Annotated in this window: 21 protein-coding genes; 10 read left to right on the plus strand and 11 right to left on the minus strand. The window is 36.6% G+C overall.

Annotation, left to right across the window (positions count from 1 at the left end; translation table 11 throughout):
- Positions 1–4 precede the first annotated feature (4 nt).
- From BK120_RS23075 to BK120_RS23105, 8 genes are all read right to left on the minus strand, one after another.
- Positions 5–2,746, minus strand: coding sequence for a CD3337/EF1877 family mobilome membrane protein (locus BK120_RS23075; RefSeq protein WP_256711001.1), 2,742 nt, complete (start codon positions 2,744–2,746; stop codon positions 5–7).
- On the minus strand, positions 2,730–5,375 hold the full coding sequence (locus BK120_RS23080) for an ATP-binding protein (RefSeq protein ID WP_076269861.1): 2,646 nt from the start codon (positions 5,373–5,375) through the stop codon (positions 2,730–2,732). The genes BK120_RS23075 and BK120_RS23080 overlap by 17 nt, the downstream gene beginning before the upstream one ends.
- Before the next feature lie 32 nt (positions 5,376–5,407).
- Positions 5,408–5,812, minus strand: a complete 405-nt coding sequence (locus BK120_RS23085) for a TcpE family conjugal transfer membrane protein (RefSeq protein ID WP_076269862.1) — start codon at positions 5,810–5,812, stop codon at positions 5,408–5,410.
- A gap of 3 nt (positions 5,813–5,815) precedes the next feature.
- Positions 5,816–6,112: a hypothetical protein gene (locus tag BK120_RS23090; protein WP_076269863.1), complete on the minus strand. Its 297-nt coding sequence runs from the start codon at positions 6,110–6,112 to the stop codon at positions 5,816–5,818.
- 32 nt (positions 6,113–6,144) lie between these two features.
- Entirely contained in the window at positions 6,145–7,335 is a 1,191-nt protein-coding gene (locus tag BK120_RS23095; protein ID WP_076269864.1) for a conjugal transfer protein, read from the minus strand.
- Positions 7,336–7,341: 6 nt separating this feature from the next.
- Positions 7,342–7,719 (minus strand): hypothetical protein, encoded by a 378-nt coding sequence (locus BK120_RS23100; RefSeq protein WP_076269865.1) that lies wholly within the window; start codon positions 7,717–7,719, stop codon positions 7,342–7,344.
- Between the two features lie 110 nt (positions 7,720–7,829).
- Entirely contained in the window at positions 7,830–7,973 is a 144-nt protein-coding gene (locus tag BK120_RS35475) for a hypothetical protein (RefSeq protein WP_179089874.1), read from the minus strand.
- 136 nt (positions 7,974–8,109) lie between these two features.
- Complete coding sequence (locus BK120_RS23105; protein ID WP_076269866.1) at positions 8,110–9,090, minus strand: replication-relaxation family protein; 981 nt, start codon at positions 9,088–9,090, stop codon at positions 8,110–8,112.
- Between the two features lie 655 nt (positions 9,091–9,745).
- Here BK120_RS23105 and BK120_RS23110 point away from each other — a divergent pair.
- Together BK120_RS23110 and BK120_RS23115 are read left to right on the plus strand one after the other, a co-directional pair.
- The gene (locus BK120_RS23110) at positions 9,746–11,044 is read left to right on the plus strand and encodes a ParM/StbA family protein (protein ID WP_076269867.1); all 1,299 of its coding nucleotides are present in this window, start codon (positions 9,746–9,748) and stop codon (positions 11,042–11,044) included.
- A 38-nt stretch (positions 11,045–11,082) separates the two neighbouring features.
- Positions 11,083–11,607, plus strand: a complete 525-nt coding sequence (locus BK120_RS23115; protein WP_076269868.1) for a hypothetical protein — start codon at positions 11,083–11,085, stop codon at positions 11,605–11,607.
- Between the two features lie 199 nt (positions 11,608–11,806).
- Here BK120_RS23115 and BK120_RS23120 read toward each other — a convergent pair whose 3' ends face one another.
- Positions 11,807–12,460 carry a hypothetical protein gene (locus BK120_RS23120; RefSeq protein WP_076269869.1) on the minus strand — a complete coding sequence of 218 codons (654 nt, stop codon included), beginning with the start codon at positions 12,458–12,460 and terminating at the stop codon, positions 11,807–11,809.
- A gap of 1,265 nt (positions 12,461–13,725) precedes the next feature.
- Between BK120_RS23120 and BK120_RS23125 the strand changes: the two genes are divergently transcribed.
- The gene (locus BK120_RS23125; protein WP_076269870.1) at positions 13,726–14,712 is read left to right on the plus strand and encodes a hypothetical protein; all 987 of its coding nucleotides are present in this window, start codon (positions 13,726–13,728) and stop codon (positions 14,710–14,712) included.
- 134 nt (positions 14,713–14,846) lie between these two features.
- A complete protein-coding gene (locus BK120_RS23130) occupies positions 14,847–17,300 on the plus strand; it encodes a type IV secretory system conjugative DNA transfer family protein (RefSeq protein ID WP_256710994.1) in 2,454 nt (817 codons plus the stop codon).
- Positions 17,301–17,313: 13 nt separating this feature from the next.
- Here the strand turns inward: BK120_RS23130 and BK120_RS23135 are convergent, their stop codons facing one another.
- On the minus strand, positions 17,314–17,625 hold the full coding sequence (locus tag BK120_RS23135) for a hypothetical protein (RefSeq protein WP_076269871.1): 312 nt from the start codon (positions 17,623–17,625) through the stop codon (positions 17,314–17,316).
- 236 nt (positions 17,626–17,861) lie between these two features.
- A complete protein-coding gene (locus BK120_RS23140; RefSeq protein WP_076269872.1) occupies positions 17,862–18,515 on the minus strand; it encodes a LytTR family transcriptional regulator DNA-binding domain-containing protein in 654 nt (217 codons plus the stop codon).
- Positions 18,516–18,968: 453 nt separating this feature from the next.
- Between BK120_RS23140 and BK120_RS23145 the strand changes: the two genes are divergently transcribed.
- The 6 genes from BK120_RS23145 (at position 18,969) to BK120_RS23170 (ending at position 24,056) form a co-directional block, all read left to right on the plus strand.
- Positions 18,969–19,595, plus strand: a complete 627-nt coding sequence (locus BK120_RS23145) for a hypothetical protein (RefSeq protein WP_076269873.1) — start codon at positions 18,969–18,971, stop codon at positions 19,593–19,595.
- A 95-nt stretch (positions 19,596–19,690) separates the two neighbouring features.
- Positions 19,691–20,167: a hypothetical protein gene (locus tag BK120_RS23150; protein ID WP_076269874.1), complete on the plus strand. Its 477-nt coding sequence runs from the start codon at positions 19,691–19,693 to the stop codon at positions 20,165–20,167.
- A 2-nt stretch (positions 20,168–20,169) separates the two neighbouring features.
- Entirely contained in the window at positions 20,170–21,018 is an 849-nt protein-coding gene (locus BK120_RS23155; RefSeq protein ID WP_076269875.1) for a S1 RNA-binding domain-containing protein, read from the plus strand.
- A 21-nt stretch (positions 21,019–21,039) separates the two neighbouring features.
- Entirely contained in the window at positions 21,040–21,945 is a 906-nt protein-coding gene (locus tag BK120_RS23160; protein ID WP_076269876.1) for a replication-relaxation family protein, read from the plus strand.
- 30 nt (positions 21,946–21,975) lie between these two features.
- Positions 21,976–22,497, plus strand: a complete 522-nt coding sequence (locus tag BK120_RS23165; RefSeq protein WP_256710995.1) for a hypothetical protein — start codon at positions 21,976–21,978, stop codon at positions 22,495–22,497.
- Positions 22,498–22,550: 53 nt separating this feature from the next.
- Positions 22,551–24,056, plus strand: coding sequence for a P-loop NTPase family protein (locus BK120_RS23170; RefSeq protein WP_076269878.1), 1,506 nt, complete (start codon positions 22,551–22,553; stop codon positions 24,054–24,056).
- The last annotated feature ends 4 nt before the right edge of the window (positions 24,057–24,060 follow it).

Genomic DNA, 24,060 nt, shown 5'->3' on the forward strand with positions numbered 1-24,060 from the left:
CCTCCTAACTGCTGCTATTGTTTTCTACACGTTTCCTCAATTTGGGCGTGCGGGTTGTTTGAGCGTTTTTAGCAACCTTTAATTCGATTTCTTTGTGCTTATGGTTTACCGTAGCTTCGGTCAGTTTCGTACCGTTTGCACGGCGCATTACTTCTAGCTCTTTACTTACAGTGTTAAGGTCAGTGGATACCTTGGCCGACACTTTTTCTTTCATATTGATAAGGACGGCTGTCTTAGCAACGGTATCAATTTGAAACTTCTCTCCCGGTTCGAGTGCGGCAACGGTGCGTGATAGTCCCGCTTTAGCTTCGTCCATGCTTTTTCTAAGATTGTCCGGTAGTTTAACTCTTGTCATATCAATAGAAGCTTGAACTTTACCATTTGCTAAAACAGTAATAGGAATATCTTGTTTTACAACTGAAGGTACTCCTCCAGAATTAGAGAGTTGTAATTCACGTGGTGATCGCGCATTAGGCAGAGCCGGTATTAATCTAGATACTCCTCCATTGCTAAGTGGTGCGCGTTTAATTTCAGCAATAGGCATCGGCACACCCTCCTGCGGAGCAGTAGCCTTCATAAACGCCTCGTTAGCACGAAGAAGATCATCCCGCTTCTGTGTAAACTCAGGCATGCTTTGGAAAGCTGGTGCTGCAGCGATACGACCTTTACGCGAAAGCATGAATTTATTTACTTTTTGGGTCGTATTTAGACCGGAATTTTTGAAGCGGGTATCCATCTTATTCACAAAATCAGTGTGTTTGACAGGTTCACCGGTCACGTTTGAAGTGTCAATTGCCTGTTTATACTCCACCTTATAACGTTGGAACAACTCGATCATACAGAAATCGTCAACCGTTGTTTCTAACTTCCGGTTCTTATTTAAAGTTCCGGCACGCTTCATTTGATTGACAGCTTTCTTTGGGCGATCAATCATGTACATGGATGCTTGGCGTATCGCATTCTCGTTGGAGTACATGGTCGAGGCTACTTGTTGGTCGTTCATTCCCTCATTTACGCCTTGTGTAAGGATGGCTTGTTTTACATCTCCGCCATCATCTTTAATTTCTTTAAGCCGCGTTTTTTCTTCTTTCCACTCCTTGTCCATGCCGCGAAATGGGTTTTTTGTCCCGTTTAGCATGTTATCATTTACGCGTTGGACAAATGGAGTGTACTGAACAGGCTGTCCGGATTCACTTGCATGATCTTCTGCAGCAGTTTTCTCTCTTTGAAAGCGGAGCTGCATGCTTGCAGTTGTTGCATCATTAAGGTTATTACCCGCTTTATGAATGGAGTTCGGATTGAATTTACTAGGAACACCCTCATGTTCTTTGCGGTTAAACATTCCACTAACAGCCCCGCCAGCTTTCTTATAGATTGAGCGTGTTACGTTTCTTTGTACGGCATCCAATAAGGTCGATTTTGCCTTTTGTTGCATTGGGATTGTCCCTACTGCTTTAGTAAACACATTACCAATTTCGTTTCTATACTTAAATACAACGAAAATCATAATAGCATCCACAAGCATTGCAACAAACCAACCAGCTCCTGAGTTATAGACAACGTTGAAAGCCATATGGCCCATCACTATGGATAAGTCCAAGAAGAAGAACGTAACTGTAGTTGTTAGTGATAGTCCAATTAACTTTATGAATTGACTGCGCACGACTGATAAACTCGCTTCGCGACCCGGAAGTAGCGAAGCTAATAAAGTAATTGCCATGAAAACAGCATGTAGCAACAGCTTTAGACGAGCATAGATCGTTGCGAGAGACCAAAAACTAAGAAACCCTATGATAATTAACCCGAAAATAGCATTACAGAGAAGGATAAGCATTTGTTCATCAGAACGTATTTTGGCTACAGCCGGATATGTGGTTTTTGCCTTTTCTAACGCCTTTATTCTTTCATCAGAATATGGATCAGTTTTAAGAACTGAATCTATGATTGCTGGAGTCTTCTCATATGCTGATGCATCATCATATTGAAGCATGGTGTAAGGCTTCATTACGAGTTCCATCCATACTTGACTAGATACAGCAGTTATACCGTCAGAGGTATTTCCACTGAGCCCTCCTGGTACGGCAAGAGCAGTATATATGGTATCTCCAAGCTCGGTAGCAGCATTATTGATGAATTTTAATACAGTGCCAGATTGAGAGAAGAAACTTAGGACAATAACTAATGCCAGTAAAAATGATATGGCTGTTTGAAAGGTCTCCAGAAAGCGAAAACGAATCATTTGCCAAAGCATATAAAGCAGCGTTGCGGAGGCGAATATACCGAACATGCTGTCCCACAGACCTTTTCCCATTGAACCGTTGCTTACGCCAGTAATATTTCCAATCATTTCTGAAATGCCATCTATTAATGTGTTCATAAAGCCAAAGGTGAAGGCTTCACGTACGATAAAATTAAAGAAGCGGGTGATCTGCACCCCAATCAGAAATACCGTGCTAAGGGTGTGGTCATAAATGGAATTTATAGTATCCGCGGCCTTCGCGCCGACATTCCAAACTGAGCGTTTGTCGGTCAATGTTTGAAAAGCATATTTAGAAACCCCGTACTTGTTATAAAGCGCGGATGCTTGGTTCTTACATGCAGGATCATCCTTTGGACAGCTAGGTATCATATTATCCACCGAGTTAGCATGGGTCACAGGAGCTGGAATAGTAATAAAGACAATAGAAAACAGAATTGCAAGAATAACGATGGATTGCCTAGAGGGAAGCTTAATCCTCCTCATCATCCGGATCAAGATCATCATCCTCCTCCGACGTGGCTGCCACTTCCTCGTTATATTTAGAGAAACGTTGCAATATTGCGAAATCAGATTCCTCTTCGATTTCAAATTCGTTATCATCGTTTGCTTCCGGTGGACGAGTATCGAAGCAATCAAACAGATGCTGGAAGACAACATCAACAGTAAGAACTCCAACGCGACCATAAATATCCTGCATTAAACACTGACCATTTTCTAGATTTTTAACCACATCCATGTTCTCTTGTGTATGTTCGAGACCAAAATAGGACAGGGTGTCTTTTATTTTCTTAGAATCCGCATCTCTGAAAGCGAATTTCATGCCAATGTTCCCAGCTAAATCACCAGAATAGTCTGTTGCATTCTGCGAGGCAATCAGGAGTCCACCATTAAGAGAACGACCAGTACGAATAACCTTCTCTGCCATTTCTTTACCGATTTGTGTCCTGATAATTGCCCATGCCTCATCCATTGCTGCGAGAGTAAAGATTCCTCGGTCGAAGTAAACAAATCGATCCATAAATCGGCCAATGGAGTACATGGTTGCGACTGACATTTTCTCAGCAAGTGAATAGTTCTCAGGTAATTTTTCAACGGCTGGCATTTTCAAATTTTGAATTTGAAGAATATTTAATGCGTAATCCATGTTTATAGTCTTTTGTTCACCGTTACCGAAAAGCAATTTAGCAAATGATAGATTTTTAAAGCTATCTAACACTTCTGCTATAACAGCTGCAGGAGGACGAGTCTTTCCCATTTCGGCGAGAATGATTATACACTTGGCTAAGTAAGGTGCTGGTTGGCTTGCAGTCTCCATTACTGCTTGTGAAATGTAAGAATACTCTATCGAGTTCGTCTTTACTGCTGCAAGGTAGGAAAGAATGTCCATTGCTGCTTCTTTTGCGTCTTCGATGTTAGACAACATTAAAAAGGGGTCTAACTTCCCTTCATCCTCAGGCTCAGAAGAAAGTGTTGCAACTTGAATTTGTCCCTCGAGTTCGGGTAATGCATCAGGCCAGTGTGATCGCTCCATTTTCGGATCAAATAGAAGGGTTTTACCACCTTGAATGGCATTTTGATAACCGAGAAGGTTAAGGAGTACTGATTTACCTCCACCTAACGTTCCGTGTTCGCTAATAGATGGTGATCGGTTAATCTGACTGGCATGTCTTAGATCAACATACACAGGTCGCTCCAAGGAGCCAGTAGTACCAATGTAAAATCCAACACCATCACCAAGCTCTTGAGTCGCACCGATCATTCCAGCTGCTAAAGTCTCTGGGGGAATCCGTTGTATGTAATCAGATACATATCTTGGGGACCCCGGTATAAAATCGTTGAAAAGTAACCATTGATCACCTGCAGGCAGTTCTACGTGAATGTTACCGAAATCGCGGTAATGATCTTGGATGATCTTTACATTGCTCTTGAGCATGTTTAAATCAGTATTATATATACCAAAGGTTACATGTGTGAGGAAAGTTGGATTTTTGCGCTTTTTATACTCATCCTCAAGATATAGTGCTCGGTCCTGCTTCTCTTGCAAGTCAATTGGAACAGCTGCGCCCGCATCATTGATGTTTTTAACTTGATTATCAATATCCATCTTCTTTTTGCTGAGTTTCTTCAATGCATCCCTAGCTTCAAGCACTTCTACCTTGACACTCATTTGAACGGGGAATGGTAATGTCGCAGCACTATAGAGCCACTCACTACCTGGCATTTCCATAGACTCAGGAAGTTCTGATAATGTCAAATAGGCATGGTAGACTTGCTTTTCTACGCCCTCATGAGGTTGGGTTATCTTAATCCTGCGCGGGCTTGAAGCATCGATGTCGCTTTCAGTAAGGGTTAATACCTGACGAGAGTCATAAAGGATTGTGTTCAGTCCACCTCGAAGACCTTTAGATTTTTTTGGATTCCATCCATCCTTGTCTACGGATCGTAGTGCCGGATCTGCAATACCCCACCAGAAATTGCGCTTGATTAACCATTCAATGGTTTCATGACTCCCGCGCTTGATTTTCATTTTACGGCTAAGTCGATCAAATATTTGTTGTTCTTTGATCTGATAGGACTTGAATTCATGTTCAAATATCTCGGGTTCGTTCAGACCGGTCAAATTCTCTATGAATCTTTTCGGATGAAGAAATAATTTTTTTAATTCGGTAGCAGCATTTTCTACTTGCTCTACTATATCTTTTGCATCATTTTTAGGTAGGTAAACAGCAATGTATGCCACATAGTCAGCGTTGTTGGTCCCACTCTGTGAGGAATAATTTTCATTTAAATAATCATTCATGGAATTAATTATTTTTTTCCCCCACTTTTTCATAGGCCCGTGGAGTCGTTCCTTCAATCGCTCATGGTGATCATTAATGTCATGAGTACTTGGCAGCCATAGTATATGGAAGCTACCCGTCATTAAAGCCAAAAATGACGTTTGAGATATTAACCGATCAATCTGTTGTTGATCACTTAGATGGTCATATACAAATGAATCAATTTCATAAATGGCTGATACGGTTTTGTCATGATTAAATATCAGATTGTTTTCGAAATAAGAAATAGGAAATTCAATATTGACCTTGCTGATTTTCTTTTTAGGTAGCGCCAAGCGTAAAAGCCTCCTTTTGAAAAGAGAGCGTGTTATCCACGCTCTCTACGTATCCGATAGACTACTTTGCTCTCGTAGCCATATCGCTTGTTATGTTCAATCTTTCTATACCTGTGAAGTCGTTTGTTTCTCATCCAGAAATAAATCATGCCGAGAAGCCACAGGTGTGGGGCTTTACCATCTAACTTTTGTTTTGCAATTAACCAAGTTGCTAGTATTGGTAAGAAGAGCCCCGTATAGGCACCAGGTAGAAAGAAAAGAATCGTTTTTCCTAGAAAAAGAAACACGATCTCACATGCTACGAATATTCCAACGACACGTAAGTTCGCTGGGATCGGAAGCTTCTTTCCCTCTAGCGCATATATCACCCAGTCTAGATTCCAAATTTTTGTGTAATTAGCAACCGTAACGCGTGGTGTTTCGGGTTTATCGCTCATCGGTTATGCCAAAAACGCATTGTAAGCTTTTGAAGCAAGTGCCTTTACCCAAGTCCAATTTGTAAAGACTGCGACAAGAATTGTAATTGCAATGAAACTGATAAACTTCATCCAGTCACGTACAAATATGAAATAAATAGAAATGGCGAGTAGAATACCAGGGATAAGTGCGTTAACGTTTCTTTCCATGGAGCCACCGACTTTTTCTCCGACTCCCTCTGCAAAAACTGGTGAAACGATGGTAAACAAAGCAATGGACATAAGGATAAATTTAAGAAACATTTCACGATTAAATTTCATGGTTAAATCCCCTCTCACTCTCAATAATTAAGTTATGGTATATCAGTTTCGATTGGATCATTAATGACTGCGTCGATTTCTGACGGTTCAATTGCATCATTACTTGACATGTTTGAAGCGGGTACTTGTTCATCTGTACTTTTTTCAGAGCTAGAATTACTCGATGATTTGTCAACCACATTGGCTTTTTCGTTTTGAGGAATGCCATTAGAGAGAACGAATAACTTCCCATCCTTCTCAATAACACTTAAGGACCAAGAATTACTAAATGGTTCCTCAAGGTCACTCTTAACAATTACGTCAGCGTTGATTTGATAGACGTCGGATTCATTTACTCCACCATTATCAGGGACCTTGAAAACGGATACTTTTTTCAAACTGTCGTAGTTGAATTCAGACTTTTGTAATGAAGTAGGCGACTTTACATTTTCAGCATAGAAGTATTTCAATTGAGAGACGTTTCCTTCGTACCATGAACGCAGATAGCTATCAGCTAATTCAGTGCCCTTTTCTATTAAGCTACTCTCTCCAATTAAAACCAGATGGCTCTGATCCACTGTGATCCCTTTTGATTGTTCTGATACGAAGCGGGGATAAGACTCAATCACAGGACCTTCTTTTGCTAACGTAATAGGAACAACCATATACGCTTTTTTTCGAACTGGTTCAGGTATCTCAGCTGTCCCTTTTGCTGCTTCGATTTGATTTGGCAATTTAGAAACAGTCCTCCACACTATCACGGTTATATCGATGTGTTTTTCATCTAGTACATTCGATCCGTAAACTTCGACAGAAGATACTTTAGAAGAACTTTTCACATCTAATGACTTGAGGCCCATGTCAGATTCAATACCTTTAATGAATTTTTCGATACGTTTGTTACGATCAGCAGTAAAGTTTGCATCCCAGCTGAAGTATTCAGTCGCGAAGTCCGTAGCGAATCCTTTCACTGAATCAGTAACACTTGATTCATTAGTGCCATAAATATTAGTCTCATTAATTATCCGAGTGCCTTGTGTCCATGCGATTGTCCCTTTGAGGAAAATCAAGCCTGCAGCTACCCAAATAACAGTTCGTAGCACCTTTTTCCCTGCCATCGACTTAGGAGATCTCGGTTTTATAGATTTGTCAGATTTTTTTTTTACAATATCCGTCTTCTCTATTTGAGCCGTTTCTTCGGAGTCTGCATTCGTATTCTTATTATTTTTTTTGAAAATACTCAACGATTATCACCTGCCTTGTTGACTTCTTTTATTTTTACCTCCTGTTATTATTCCAATGATCAATACTGCTCCGACGAGAAGTATAACTGCGTATCTGGCTGGGAAAACCTCAAACCATAGCCATGCATCTACTATCTTTTGCCAAAGAGAAGGTGCAGTATTTGCTATTTCCACACCTACATCATTCACAAGCGATACTATCTTCTCGTGAGTATTATCTAAATCTTTCGGTGGTGGTATTTCTGGTATTTCTTCTTTTTTCACTTGGGTCGTAGCTTTAGGCACAGCTTCATTATTTGTTGGTGTGCGTAAGAATAAGACAGCTGCGATTAAGGCGATCAATATACCGATACTCGCTATAATGACTTTCTTGTTTTTGCTCAAACGTTCACCTCCTTCAAAGAAATAATTGTCGTATATTAGTAATTCACTATATATATTAATATACGACTGTTTCGAATTATTCAATCTACGAATCTATTGAATAATCCAAATTACAACCAATAAGCATAGTTAGATTTTTCATGTGGTGGTGGTAATGATTTAACAGGTTCCGATGTTCGAACCAAAAATAACAATGTGGCCAGTGAAAATACCCCCAAAATACTCAAAAGCAAAAATAAGCGATTCTTACCCACATACCAGCCCTCCTTAACCTAATTAAGTAACATAATATCACATCGGTATATTAATTAGTATATGAGTATTGGGAAAATATGTAGTGTATTTTTTCGTCTTTTGCTATCTTTTACATCTTTATATTATCAGAGTCGTTTATTGCAACGACATTATAATATCTCCTATATTTTTTCCCACAAGGACACGTTCACGTTTCTCCTCATTTGGAAATACCAGAGCGGCTGCTTTTTTAATATTTTCCAGACGCGTCTTATAAATAGCTTCTGGAAGAATGAAAGCAATGATCCCCCCGCGTTGAATCTTATTGGTTGATAATTTCAAAACGTCTCTGTATCTTTCCAATTTTTTCTCGATTGACACTTGATCAGTATAAAATGGTGAGCGTTGTACAGGTTCTGTCGAACGATCTAATTCTACGTAGAAAACCTGTTCTCCTATTCTGAGAACAGCATCTGGCCGAACGGACATAATATCATTATCGGAATATACAGAAAAGGCAGGGTGCCAATCCCAATCATGAAACTGTGTAAATTCGGGAAATTTGACCATCCAGTTATATCGTAGATCCAAATATACCTTCCCTAACTCCCAAAAGTGTTCTTTATTTGCTCTCTCCATATCAAGTTCAAGTTTTGAAAGTTTTGATTCTTCTAGTACACCGATTTTTATCTCTACAATTCGAAGACCTCTTGCCGTTAGATAATACCAGGTTTCTCCTTTTATTCGACCACGCTTATGAATAGGTTTATCAGTTTCATCTGGAATCATATTTGTTGACTCTATTAGTCCTCCGTTTCGCAGTTCTTGAAAATTTCTACGAGCCTTAATTAGAGCTCGCCGCCTATTTTTTTCATCTAGAGTAGCTTTCTTATTATCATCAGCTGAATCGTATTCAGGATAATGCTGATCGGGACTGTCTAAAAAGAACATACTTACCGCTACTGACTGTGGCATCAGTCTACATAAATAAAGGTCTATTAGAACGCGCCAGTCTCTGCTCCCTAAGCGTGCAATGACATCACCTAGAGAATAATCGCCTGATGAGCGTGCTTTTCTCTTTCCGCCTTCATCAGAAACCGTATTGGCGCTTCTTAAGCCCCCTTCCTGTTCCTTCACCGGACAAAACTCCTTTCTTGATCCATGAGTGGGTTGGGGTTGATTTGCATCTAATTAAATTTCGGTGTTAGTCGCGAATTCAAAAACAAAAACAATCCATGTGTGAAGTTGAGTTAAGTCATTTTTAGGCGCTAATAGATATTCAATGTAAAGACTAATGTTAGATCAGATATACAATCTGATATAAAACCATTTAAAACAAGGATGTAAGCTACTATAAAAATACGATGTACAAACTAATAATAACTTCAAAAAAGTATGATATACGATCTAAAGATGCAAAAAAAAATTTACTATTTATAAATCCATTCCCTCCTTGAAATTGGTATTTGAAAAATGAAGCGTTTTGTAGGTTTGGCACTTCAATAGCCACATAGTAATACAAATTCAGCTACAAGAGCAATCATCAATTTACTTTTAATTCATCTGATAACGTACTTGTACGGATAAATCCGTATATTCTAGTGATTCTATCTGAGTAAAGACGATTATACTCACCTTTATTCTTTAATGCGATAATCATTTAAATAGTATTATAATAGAGTTTAAATAATATTATAATGAAGTTTAAATCATATTATCATTTCATTTGACTAGTGTTATAAAAGAGATTACAATCTTGGTAGATCGATAGAATATATTGGGAGGTAAGACAATGAAACTTCAATTTAATGTAGGTAATGATATCGGCAATAGTGAACAAGCAATATTTATTGATGGTGAGTTGATAAGGCAGCCTAACGTATACGCTAGTGCTGTATCTATCCCATGGACTGACGATGAGACGGATGTATCAAAGAATCTTAAAAACATCTATGATAACTTAGTAGTTTCGATCATATCTTCGGCAGTTTTAACGGGAACATATCTCATTGGCCGTCATGCGTTAAAGACAGAAGGGGAAAATGTTTCGAGTCTTTACGTAAAAGGAAACAATGCAAAATCAGATCAAATGATTCCATACATAAATACTCTCGGTACAATTGCAGCTCGCGCTGTTGAGAAAGCTAATGAATCAGGAACTTTACCTGAATCCATTACAGTAATATGTGACCAAGCTATTGCTCTGCCTGTTAAACAGCACACACCAAGAAATATCGAAACACTACAAAGTAAATTTATGAATGGTAGTCATAACGTTACCGTTCATCTAGGATTGACAAAAAAAGTAGATGTAAAGATTGATTTTGAATTTGTACAAGTCTTGCAAGAGGGCACACCACCTGTTTTTGCATTACAAATGGATCAGGAAAGTAATTGGAGAACAGAAAATTATAAAACTGAAACTAATTCAAAAGAAAAAGTAAAACCGAGTAATGGTGGGATTTTTGAAGAATTTGCTTTGGAATACAATTTGGGGGAAATTGATGGAAGCTACCTGGACGGTAAAAACATACTCCATGTAGATCTCGGTGATGGGACTTCTGATTTTCCGTACACTAAGGGAGATGCTGTTGATAAGGATTTTTGTCACGGTGTTAACCATGGTGTTGGTCATGCAATTGTAGAAGCTGTAGATGACTTGCTTGTTTTGGCTCCGCATGCATTTAACTCTATTTCTCGTCAACAATATAGTGAAATTTTGATTAGTGGGTTTTCGAATAAAAAACACAAATTTCTACCAGAAGCAAAACAGGCGTTTAAACCACATTTGGACAACCAAATTAATCAAATTATGCAGCATGTTAGTGATCAAGTATTAAAAATTGGAGCAAATGAAATTGATCTAATAGTTGTATACGGTGGTGGTAGTATTCTCATGAAGGAAAGCATATTGCCGAAACTTAAAACTCTAGCGGATAACAACCGTATACTACTCTTTTATGTTCCTGCACAGTATGCAGTAACCTTAAATGCAGAAGGATTAGACTGGTTTGTCCGGAGTCCTCTTTATTCTAAATTAAAGGAAGATTTTAAAGAAACGACAAAAAGGATTGCAGCTTCACGTGAATAACATAGCATCAAAAGTATAATTAATGGAGGTGAAAATGCTTGAAGCCGACTGATGCGGTACCTGGAAAACCATACGTATTAAAAATGAAGAGAGACGAAGATCCTCTTATATTTCAATGGCTGAATATGCAAGGGATTTATAGTGACTCAATTAGGTATTTAATTGAAAAAGAGATTGCTGAAAATGGATTACGCAATCTTCAACACTACGTCCCGAGTAAACGTAATATTCAAATGATGAAAGAACAACTACATCATGGTCATGGTGCCGTTCAACCTTTGTCGAATCATTTAGACCCACAAACCTCCCTCATGCATAATGAAAACTTACATGTTATGCCAGAGCCTTTAGTGGTGGACAAGCATAATGATTCGTATAGCAAATTATCTCAAACTAATGAAAACCTCAATAATGATAAAAATTCAGGAGAAGAGCAAATTAAACCCGTTGATATTCCAATAATTCTTCAAGCCGTAACTAGTCCGAATTCTGTATCTGAACCCAAAATACCACGGAAAGCCGGTAAGAATTTTGGTGAGGATGTTTTGAATTCATATAAATAGAAACCTGTTTTGTGAGCATCTGAATCCCTTTCAGATGCTCTTTTTTTGATTCGTTATAACAGTTGAGAAACATTAGACTCAGCTCATTTTCTTTCCCTCAATCACTCGAAAAAGAAAAATAAAGTATTAGATTCACCACAACAGTTATAGCGATCTATATAGAGGGTTCTGTCCTAAATAATCTGTCTAATGCAGTCAGTCAATGGCTCTTGGTATACACCTTTAAATCCCTTAGATCACGTTCTCTTAGCCTTTCAAAGAAATACTCTTTTGGTATATGCACCATACTTTGATTCGAGCAATAATCTACGGGGAATTTGGCAACCAATCGACCTTCAAAACACTCATTTAATGTGTAATCCTCAAAAAAGTTATACTCATCGTCAGGGCACACAAAAATTCTTGTAGTATCTAAAGGCCTAAAACTACCTATGGCTAATGAACCGCTGTCCTCACCTCTTAGTTGATCTAATGATATTTGCTTACGCCAATGTTGTGGTATCCTCCCTTTTATACCATGACCACGACTACTGGTCCCAATATAAATTTGACAATACTCATCTAAAACCATGACATAATGCCCGGCAATATCTTCTACATAATTAAGATCGTTAATTTCATAAAAATTATTCGAGGTTACGAACTTACTCAGTTCTTCATTAAATTTGTCCCAAGCCAGAGATTTGAAATATCTCATATTGAGATCAAAACGAGTCATAACCTTCTCTGACTTAAGCTTTAATTCTTCAGACAAAGTGGCAGTATCTTTATCACTCATCTTCACATAATTATCGACTGTTAGTTTAAATCCACCTTCTCTATTGCGTAGTTTTATCCCAAAATGTGTGGTCATATATTCCGGCCTCCAAGATATACCCCTTAAACAAGTACCTAAACAACATTATTTATTGTAAATGCTGGATAGTAAACACGACCGAGTACGGCCATTTCCGTCAGTCTAATACTTTATTTTTCAGTCTAACACTTTATTTTATTCTGACATCTGGATACCGTCGATTGTGTAAGAGGCCTCTTAAAAGGATGGACCAACTTGGATCACATTCGCTTTAACAGATCAATAAACGGTGTTAGCTTTTGATTCCCCAACGATTCTAATTGAGATGTTGGGCTGTCGGTTGGATCACGATCCCTTTTCGTCTCATGAATTGCGTTTTCTCCGGCGATCCGATATTGCGAAATGGCTAGGCAATAAAATGTGCAGCAATTGCCAGTACTTCAACTTCAAGGTTTTTCACGGTGTTTTCAAGCTCTGACTCGGAAAATCCCGGGGATTTAATAGCTTAGCGGATGATGTGGAACTTACCGGTCCGTTTTGTTGTTATTCCTGGAAATGGCTCTAACGGCAAGTTGCAGAATCGTTGCATTAACAGCCGTTCCCAATCCTCAATTCATCATTCACTAGCTGTGAAATGGGTTTCGTAATTTCCTGCACGCTATACTTCCCGTTATCTTAATCCCGTACTATTTAACAGCAGGTATACCAGCCCTGCTTCATCTTGTCACTATCAACTGCTTCTGTACATTCCTTCTCTCTAGAATCTCCTTTTGTTGAATTTTCCAACCGTTACTGCTTCGGTATGTTATCTCACTGAATGCTAGTCCTTTGGGTTAATGATTTTTATTATGAAATCTTAATATTATAACAATAACATTATAATACCATTATAATTATTTCGGTATGTTTGGGAATCTCCCTCTAAATGACCAACAAATCTCAATTTCTAAATGGATAAACGGTGTTTAACCAGGCTTATTCGTATAATTGTTACTCGGATAAATACGGTTATATTCGGATGAATGCGAATTTGTGATATTCTATTTGGATTGGATTATAATAATATGAAAATAACATTGCAACTCTATTATAATTCTTGATAAAAGATTAGATGAATAAAACGAAAATATTCAGTCGTATTCAGACTTGATGTTATTCGGTTATATTCGATTATATCCGAATTGATTCGATTATGAATCGAATATACCTAGATAAAATTTAAACTGAATTAGTATGAATTAACTCTTTTTATTCATTAGATACTCTAGTAAAATAGGCTTATAGAGTGTTTACGGAACTTTTTAATAAGAGAGGTGCTACATATGGATGAGATTATAACTAAAGAAGAGTTTGAAGAATCAAGACGAGATGAAATGAGAGAAGTATTAATTGATGCTTTTGACGGAAATTCAATATTATTTGAAATTTATAAAAAAAGAGGTTGGTTGGATCGCCTTTTTACAGATCGAATTCTTTCAATGGATAGAGATACTTTGTATATTTCAAATCAAATAGCCGAGATTCTTGAGACGGAACCTCACGTCGTAAAAAACAAAAGGCGTGTATTACTTCAATACATCAATCCAGAGGAATACGGAGATGGTAATGCAAAAACCTACAAGCACAATTATATCTCTGTATTTAAAATGAAAATGATACATGGTTTAACCGGTGAAGGTTCAGAATACACTTTACCGCAGCTGAAGGAACTGATATATGGAAATAGTTTATCGAAAAATACTAAGACACAAGATCAAGATAATGAAATATTGATTAAACTGATGAGAAAAATGGAAAAATTCGAGCAATTTCAAAGCACAGTTGAAAGTGGTGAGTTTTTTGAGGAAATAGAAAAACGTATATCAATAGCCACCGAAAAACTTATGGAATCTAATGATGACATTAATGAATTGAACCTGAAGATATCTGATTTGTATGATAAAGTGACTTCTCCAAATATATCAATTCAAGAAAAAGAGTCCGTTGTAATCGAATTTTCGAAATTAGCAGAAAAGCATCCATCTCATGCAGTCACATTAAATATGTATATAAATGCAGCACAGGATCGTATAACAGCTTATAAGCAAGTGGAAAGAGAACTCCTAATTCGAAATATCAAGGATATTGTCCTAAGCCATTTTAATGATTTCGAAGCAGCTAAAGATGATTCTGAGAGGGAAATAATTCGAGGCAAACTTCAGAAATTAGCAAATGAAAATCAAGACCTAAGCTATGATATTCGTTTTTGGTTATCAACTGCTGGCAAAGAGAAAAAAAAGAAGGGATTTTGGTCCTTTTTTAATCGATAGTTCTAAGATTTAAGAACCTCTGATAGACAGTGATTGTCATTGTCATCAGAGGCTTAATTTATCGTAGCAATTCTTAGATTAATTGTAATATACTAATATACATATATATTAATATACGGATGAGGTGTTTAGTTTTGAAGTATGCTGGAATGATTTTAGGTGGGATATTATCAGCGATAGGGCACATGATAGCATTTCTTTTTAAGAATATCTTCATTGCAATCCGACGTTTCTCTATGGATCCTGCAAACAAGAATTCAATTTGGAACATTCAGGCATTTTCAGTTTTATGTGTATTAATCCTTCTCTTTTTATGGTTAGTTGGAAGATACCAGGATATAATTTTAGGGTCACGGGAACCTGTATTTTATAGGGCCATCCCTTTATTGATTCCGTGTTTTCTTGGACATTTGATTTATTCTTGCCCAGCTCTTTTTAAAAACTTCTATTCAAAACCAATCATTCAAACATTCTTAAATGCTTTTAGTATATTAGCTTTAGGACAAATTCTCATGAGATTTATTCCAGTTGTATACGGTGTTCCATTAGCATTCGTACTTCTCTTAGGAACTGTCACACTCACGTTATACTATACTCTACATCTGAGTATCAAAAATACCGTTTGGAATAAACTAAATAAATTTGTTGAGGATGTAGAAAGCCAGGAAGCTGTTATTGGCACTGGTGTAGCAATTATGTTTAATAAATCAAACACTTCTAAATTGTCTGATTTAGATAAAGTAGATTTAAATGAGATAGGATGTTTGTCTAATTTAAGATATTATTCTGAAGATTGTAAGCTTGAATTATTTCAAACGGTACCTACTAAAGAAAGACAGAGTGAACTAATAGTTCTAAACCGTACTGACCGTGCGCAGCATGGTCAATTTATAGGAGGAACTGGAGCAGGTAAGACTTTATTAGCAACAAATTTGATAACTCAGGATTTGCTGAATGACTATATCGGCTCAACTATCATTGAGCCGAAGGGATCATTGATTAAGCGTTTGTCCAATTTCATGGAAAGGACAGGTAGACCATTTCGTAGGCTTGATTGTGAATACGAATTTACTGATTGTTTAAACCCGTTATATGTTCCTGAGAATGAAGATATCGAACCAATGATTGAAGCAAATGTATCGGCATTTCATGGGTACCTGGGTCCAGACGCTGTACAATATTTTAAATCTCGTGCCACTAATCTTTTGAGAGTTGGAATTAAGGCATTAAAGCTTGCCTATGGCAATGAAGTTACATATAACGAATTAGACAGACTAGTTCAGCCGAGTAATGATGATTATCGAGCGGAAGTGCTTTCTGAACTAAGAGGGAAAGAAAGTTTAGTACCGCTTCTCATGGAGTATACAAGAAACATGGCAGGCTCTCAAAAGACACAAGAGCATGCGATGCAAACTTACTCTAATTTGTATGATTATTTAAGTGAATTAACGTCAAATAGGCACATTCAGAAAATCTTCTGTGGAGCGTCTACTTTCAATATAGATGATGCTTTGAAAAATGGCGAAGTAGTTCTGGTAAACGGAGCTTATGGTACCCTTCAGACACTTACCTATACTGTCGGTCGTTTATACTTAAATTTGCTCCGAGCTAGTACATTTAGGCGCAGCCTGAAGGATGTAAGACCACATCAAATCACAGTAGATGAAATAGAAATGTTTGCAGACCAAGAATTTTCAACATTCATGGAAATGGCACGCGAATTTGAAGTATTCGTAAATGTTATTCACCAAGGTAATGTCCAGTTATCTGATGTCAGTGAACGATTAGGAACAATGGTTAAGCAGAATGCAGTCCAAAAATTTATTCTGGCCGGCTTAGAAGTAGAAGACGCAAAATATTACGCGGATATGATTGGCGAGGAATATAAAATTGGTCAAAGTACTGGCACAGATGAAATGGAAGCATCTGGATTTAAAACCCAGTTGAAAGAAGAGAAAAGATATACTGTTTTACCAAAAGAAATCTTGAATCTAAAAGGATATAATCCGGAGACTGGTGAGTATGGAGAATGCTTGTTCCGAGGTGTACACAATAACGTTCGTCAAGAACCAGTAATTGGAATTGTATTACCTCTATCGAAAAAATTATTCGCTCCTTTAACAAGTGCAAATGAGGAAGTTATTTTCCTTGAGGAGGAGGAGGGGAACGAAGAAATTAATAATGTCAACGAAATTGATTCTGTCGAAATCAACAGTGTTATAAAGGAAAAATATGATATTCTAGCTCAGATTAAACAAAGTGCTAAAGAACGAAAGGAAAGTATAAATAACCATAACGATGCTGCAGACGAAAGAGAAACAAAATCAATCCAAATAGAAGAGAATAGAGGAATACAAATTCGACGTAGTTCAACCTGGGATAAGCCGGTCGAAACGTCTATATCTGTGGCTGAACCGGAAATGAAGATAAAAATAGAAAAAAATCCCGATACCATAGAGGCCGGGAAGAACACAAACATTATTTTCCAGCCGGCAACTGTTGATCAAACAGTGCAGCAGCTGGCAGAGAGAATGCGTAATGAAGCTAGAGGAGCGCGTGAAAGCAAAGAAAAAAAGGAGGAGGAATAACCCTCTTCCTTATTTAATCCCTTTCTTCTTTTAATTCATGAAACTCCGTATTAAATTTTTCATATGCAATGCGACCAAGAGCAGTTAAAGTATAAAGTTTCTGTCTGCCTGATGAAATGTAACGTGCTAATCCAAGTGCTTCAAGCCAACAAACTGCAAAATTAAGCTCGCCTCGTCGCACTTGGCTATTTAATGATAAGTCCTCTTTGTTCCAATCCTGTTTAGATAAAGACTGCATAACCATTTTCGCTCCATTTGGAAGCTTTTTTATCATTTCTCTCAGGTAAGGTTCTAATGTTGTGTCCATATTAAACTCGATAGCCATTTTGAATCGCGCCTTTCATTATAAGTGGTATGTTAATTAGTATAGTATCACATAAATATATTTATTAACATATGGATGTTGTAGGAAGGAGGGTTGGTTAGTATTAGGACAATAATTTAAGAATCCACATGATTAAATTAACCATTCAAAGGATGATTTAAACAAAATTGAAAAAGAAATAGAATCTATAATTTAAAAAACTTATAAAATTTGCTGAGAGAAAGGAACTATATCAGTCAACAACTGATGTTTCTTATAAGCGTATATACTGAGGGTTCAGTTACAATAATATCAAAATCAGTAGCGTTATTTTCTGAAATTGCAGAAGAAATAGCTTTGTTATATTTTGATGCACGACTCCAATTGATTTCAACGTATTTACCTTGTCCATCTGTTGAAAAATATATACGGCCATACTTTTTGTCAAATAACTTTATAAGTTTTAAATTTACGAATATACCACTATGTACTCTAATGAATTTATTATGCTCCAATTTTTCTTCTAAAAGCATATAGTCATGCAATGATTTTGTTTCTGAAAGAACTTTTTCCTTAAGATGATAATTAATCTTGTTATTAGTTGTGACTTTTACGTATTGAACAGATTGAAGATCTATTTCAACAAAATTAAAGGAGGGCTGCATAGTTTCATTATTTTCAATATGTCCAGCTATGATCATTAATTCATCATAAGATGTATCATAGGCTTCGGCAAATTTCCTAAGAGTCTGTGGCATTGGAACTATTACAGAGCCATTTTTTCTGTTTGATCCTAGTTCAACATCTCTAATATATCCGTGGCTTAAACCGCTTAATTTTGCAGCTTTACGCAAACTGTAATTGCTGGAAAGCCGTAATTTTTCCAAGTGAGATCCAATTTGATTTTTCATAATTCATGCTCCTTAAATGAGTTCGTCCAATCAAAAGGTAAATTAGTCTGGTTAATATTAATGATAACATGCAAGTGAATACGAGTTAAGTATCGTTCTTCAATTCTTGACAAAGCTTAACATATAATAAACGAATAAAACAATCGTATATCAATAAATTGAAATATTGATGTAAATTTGATATAAGAAATAAAACAAATAATGTTTATTAGTAGTAATTATGAATAATATAAGTGAACTAGATATTATATATAAGAAATATTTTTAAAAAATAGCACATAAAATCATATTGAAATTGTAAAGTTGGAGGGAGCTGCTTACACCTTCATATTTTTTGGTTTATACCTATTGATTGAAAATATATATTTTTAAAAGAATGTATTCAATAAATTTTGTTGAATTAAGAAAAGGGTATATAATATTAAGTAAGATATTTGAAAGGAGTGAATCACTGTGCATCTATTCTTCGATTCTTCGGTCTTACCGGTTACAACAACAGATATTAACGGGAATATACTATATATCCGCACGAACGGCTTGCACTACTACGGATATCCTGACCTAATTTTTAATCAGAATTATGAAGATGGGGAGCAGTTGATTCTCGATATTATAGATCGTATTTTCAAATTGGACTTTAATATTGCTGCCGTCTGGAACTATAATGGAAAGCTTTTCAAGTTGGAAATTGGTTCAGATGGATTAGCACACATAATATCAACAGAAGTGGATGAGACAAGAATTCTATCTATTATTAATCCGCTTACTGGAGAAACGGCTAAACATAAAACAAAAGGATTTGAATCTTTATTTGATCATCCAGAAGTTGAAGTAGAAGGTAATGTTTTGTACGGTCGAGAAATTTTAAGTTACCTAATTGATCAAGTCAAAAATGGTGAAATTTATGATGCGGATTCTAGTATCGAATTTGAGAAGAATATATATAGTATTTATATAGATTATGATCGCCTTGGCAATCCAGTCATGCGAATTCAACTAGATGAAAAATCAGATTTATGGAGAAGAAATATTAAAAAGAATAAAATATTAACGGTAAATCATTTGGAAAGAGTAAAATAGTCTTTCTTTTTTCTATAGTGTTATAGTAGTATATTAGTATATATATTAGATTATTAATCAATATACGATAGTAGTCCTAATGAAAGGAGGATGTAATGGGACAAGAGGCAAAGATCATTAAGGAGCTTGATTTCGTTCTAACCCATCCAGCTTGTAGTGTGTTGAACATAGAGCATTTTTATAATACCTGCTTGTATGTCTACGACTCTGTTCCTTTACTAAGCATAATAGGTCATATGAAGAGAATGAGTCCTCATTTATTGACTGAATGGTCTCTGACCAATCTAATGGTCAAAAACCTTCTTACCGATTTAGAACCTGATTTACCTAGCAATGGGGAAAATATGCGTTCCATTACCATTAGGATTGACCTCTCTAAGGTAAAGGCAGCTGAAAAGGGTATATTCCAAATAGTTTGGACTACTGATATACCTGATGAAACAATAAATTATCATTTTAAGAAAAAGTCTATAGTTGTTAATGATGCAGTAGATGGAAATGTAATGTTGCTAGGACTAAGTATTATTGATAAAAATAAGTACTATCTTTACATAAAAAAGAGGAGGAAATAAAAATGAATGAATCACTAGGAGTAAAACCTATAACAGAATACAAGACGTCTCTTCGTCGGAAGAGCATTCATCAGGGTACTATTATTGGGGTTGAAAATCATTCTCCGTTTGGCCAAAAGATGCAAGTAGCGCTCGTTGAATTGAATAATGGTTTAAAGGGATTAATTTATGAATCTCAATTTGATAAACAAAAGTACAGGTCTCTTGTAGGCTTTATAGATCATAAAGTCGATTTTATGGTGTTAGACGTATCAAGACTGGGGAAAGACGCTTCAAATGTAAATGTTTTCGACGAAGAAAAAGGGATCGTGCTGCTCTCCAGAGTTCAAGCTCTTGAAGAACTACAGGAAGAATTCTGGGAAACAGCTGATATTGATCACGTCGTGACAGGGGTAGTTTCTGGTTTTGAGAATGAAAGGCTTTATTTACGTGTTAAAGGCGTTATCTGTGTATTACCGATTCCAGATTATGAATATGACTGGACTGTATCAGGTAAAAATCTTGTAGCTCTGGGAACTGAACTAACAGTAAAAATAACATTCATTGATCGCGCCAAGAGGCAAGTTCGCGTCTCACGTAAAGAATTGTTGGAAGATCCATGGAATCGTGTGCAGGAGAAATTTGGAGTAGATAACTTCTATAGTGGACGTATAACCAGTGTAGTTGATAATGTTGGAGTATTTGTAAAGTTGGCACCAGGCATCGAAGCTTTAGCTTGGTACCCTGATGAAAGAAAAATGCCAAAGGACGGAATTCTGGTTGGTAAAACATGTTCGGTTCGTATTAAAAATGTGAATCCGAAGAATCGGCGAATTGGAACAAAAATTATTGACTTTCCTCACGAAATCTAAAAAGGAGATGGCCATTGTAGCATGGAAAATCTCGTATCTCCTCTTATAAAGGCTGAACAGTCGGTAGTTGAAGAGAAACAACTTCTGGATGATTCTTATGCATATGTAGCAAAACTAGATATTCTTACTCGTCATGATTATTACTACATACTACAAAAAATTGACCAAGGGTGGATTACAGAACGAGATGTAGAACTTGTAAAGTTTCTACACGTTCATCGTTGGGTTACCTTTTCTCAAATAACTCGTTTATTTTTCTTTGATGTAGAGCGCGAAAATACGGTAAGAAAGAGAATTAATCGATTATTGAAATACGGGTTGATTCGAAGACTCCATTGGTCAAGCTATTCGAGACCAAAGGAAAACAAACCAAGTTTCTATGAAATAGGTGCAAGTGGCGCTGATATTTTAAAATTTTCATTTGGAACAAACTTGGGGAGTCGTAACCCTCGAAGCTCGAAACCAACAACAATGCTTTATAGGATGAAATATATTGTTACGAATGAACTATATATTCAATTGCGCAACACATTTGATCTTGCTCATTTCGAATTCCATCCAACTTTGGTTTTTAAAGAGGAGCAGCAGGTACCTACTGCAAAGTTTGTCTTAAAAACCCCTAATGGACGTTTTATGCCATTTTATTTAATTTGTCATAGAGAGGATGAGAAATGGTTAAAGACGATTCGCTATCAAGCTAATTTTTTTACAAACTACATTAATGCAAATGATCCGGATGCAATATTGGTAGTACTTGTTTCATCGCAAGATAAAGCGAGTTTAGCCAGTAAAATTATTGAACAAGAAGGAACCGGAGCGATTACCTGGTTTGTAACAGATAGTGATCTATATGATGATAATATGAAATTGAGTAATGCATTTTTTTCTTATCAGAATGGGGAGAAGTTTTATTATGATCTTCAGTAACTCGATCAATTTGGAGGAGGAAATGAGTTGATGTATACGATGAAAATTCAACTCTTAACGAATGTTCAACAGTATGATCAACTAACAGACGTAACAAAACGTTTTAGTCAAGTGTGTAATCATATCAGTGAGGTTGGTTTTCTTACAAAGACTTATCGCAGTAAAGTAAGGCTTTCAAAGGAATGTTATCACCAAGTAAGAGATATTTATAGTCTTCCTGCACAAATGGTTGTAAGAGCAGTTGGGAAAGTAGTAGAAGCCTACAGAGAGGGGATTGGATCTAAAGTAATATTCGAGGAACTCACCTCTGTTGTATACGATACTCGTCTAATAAAGTTTAAATGGATGCAATCCGTTTCGATAGCTACATTCACTGGCCGTATTGAAGTACCGTTTAAAGTAACAGGGTATCGTCGAGGATCGTATGATCGTCGAGTAAGTGGTCTTGCGGATTTGATCTTAGAAAATGGGGTTTTTTTCTTGCTCTTGGTTGTAGACATGCCTGAAGAACCGAGTATTAAAACACTAGAGTTTGTAAATGTAGTTTCATAATATTATTCTTGTATATTAATTAATATATATACTAGTATAAAGGAGGTGTTCTTATGAAGAGACTTTTTCTTGTATCTGACGATAAGGATTTTGCGGAATGGATTGAAGATGAATTATCTGAAACTGGGAGATTTATTCGAAGCATAGACTCCTTTGATTTCTTTATTCCACAATGGAGCACTGCACAGGGTGCAGATTACATCATTTTTCCTGAAACAGTAATTACATCGGATGAAAGCTTATTAAGAATATACCGTTCAGTTCATAAAGAGTCTCCCAGTACATGTTTTTTATTTATATATCATCGTGATGATGATGAACTTACTAAACTACTTACAGCTGAGGGAAATATCTGCGTAAGCTACGATGATCTTGATGCAGGTTTGTTGGAGCGTTTGATTAGAAATAATGTTAACCGCAAATCAATATCTCTTGAGCAAGCGAGTCCAATATTAAATGAAGAAAAATCAAATAACACAAACCTAGTTGAAAATAGTGAAATGTACATTACTCATTATAAGGAAGAGCGTTTAGTTATCGAAGAAGAGTCTATTATCTCGGCAGACAAAAAGTCATCCGAAGAATTAGAATCGGCTGCACAAAGTGTAACTAACGCACAGCAGATCGAGGAGCTTAAACCTCAAAAAAAGCGAACGAATGCGGAGCAAAAGGAAAAACTTGCTCGAATAAAAGAACGAATAATTATAGAAGAAAAAATAGTAACGATTCACGTTCCTGTACACTTTAACTCGAAGCTTATTTCTTTGGTTAGTCTTTATCCAAGAGCAGGATCGACGTTTATTACATCAAATTTCGCTCGTATGTTGGGAGAAAATAAAGTTCCTGTTGCTGTACTGGAACCTATATTCGGTAATATCGGTTCCACTTATTATGAATTAATGCACGGTGAAGTAAATGCACCAAAGAATTGGATATCATGGGCGGAACAAATTAAGCAGTTTGGATCAGTAAATCAAGACAATACCTGGAGCTCTCATGGAGTAACGTGGATACCGTCACCGGTAGAACCACTTAAAGCATGGAGCGAAGAAGAAAATATGAAGCTGCTTCTTTCTGCAAGTCGTTATCCAGTAACACTTTGCGATATTTCATCAGGATATAATGACCCGAATTGTAAAAAAATTTTGGAAATGTCAGACGAAATCTGGATTGTTGCAGATGGAGATCCTGTAGCGTTAAATCATCACTTTAAGACAATCGACAAGATTAAACTGGAATTTGAAAGAAAAAAAATTCGAATAATTGGAAATAGATGGAACCAATATATCAATAAAAGTGAATGGAAAGAGGCCGTCTTACTTCCGTTGCTTACACACATTCCAGATCTAGGAACAATAGTCCTTAAACAACTATGGGCTGGGAACTTAGCGTGGGATGATCAGAAGCTCAAAGAAGTCCTTTCGAGCCCGCTAAAGCCTATGGCTCAATCAGTTGTGGCAAAAGAAATGTATCATCTTTTTAAAAGACAATATGGTCTTGGATCCAAGTTGAGAAGCTTTTTCAGAGAAATTAAGTTGCTTGATGATGAAGTTAAATAGAATG

It is taken from the genome of Paenibacillus sp. FSL A5-0031 (genome assembly GCF_001956295.1).
Lineage (GTDB): Bacteria > Bacillota > Bacilli > Paenibacillales > Paenibacillaceae > Pristimantibacillus.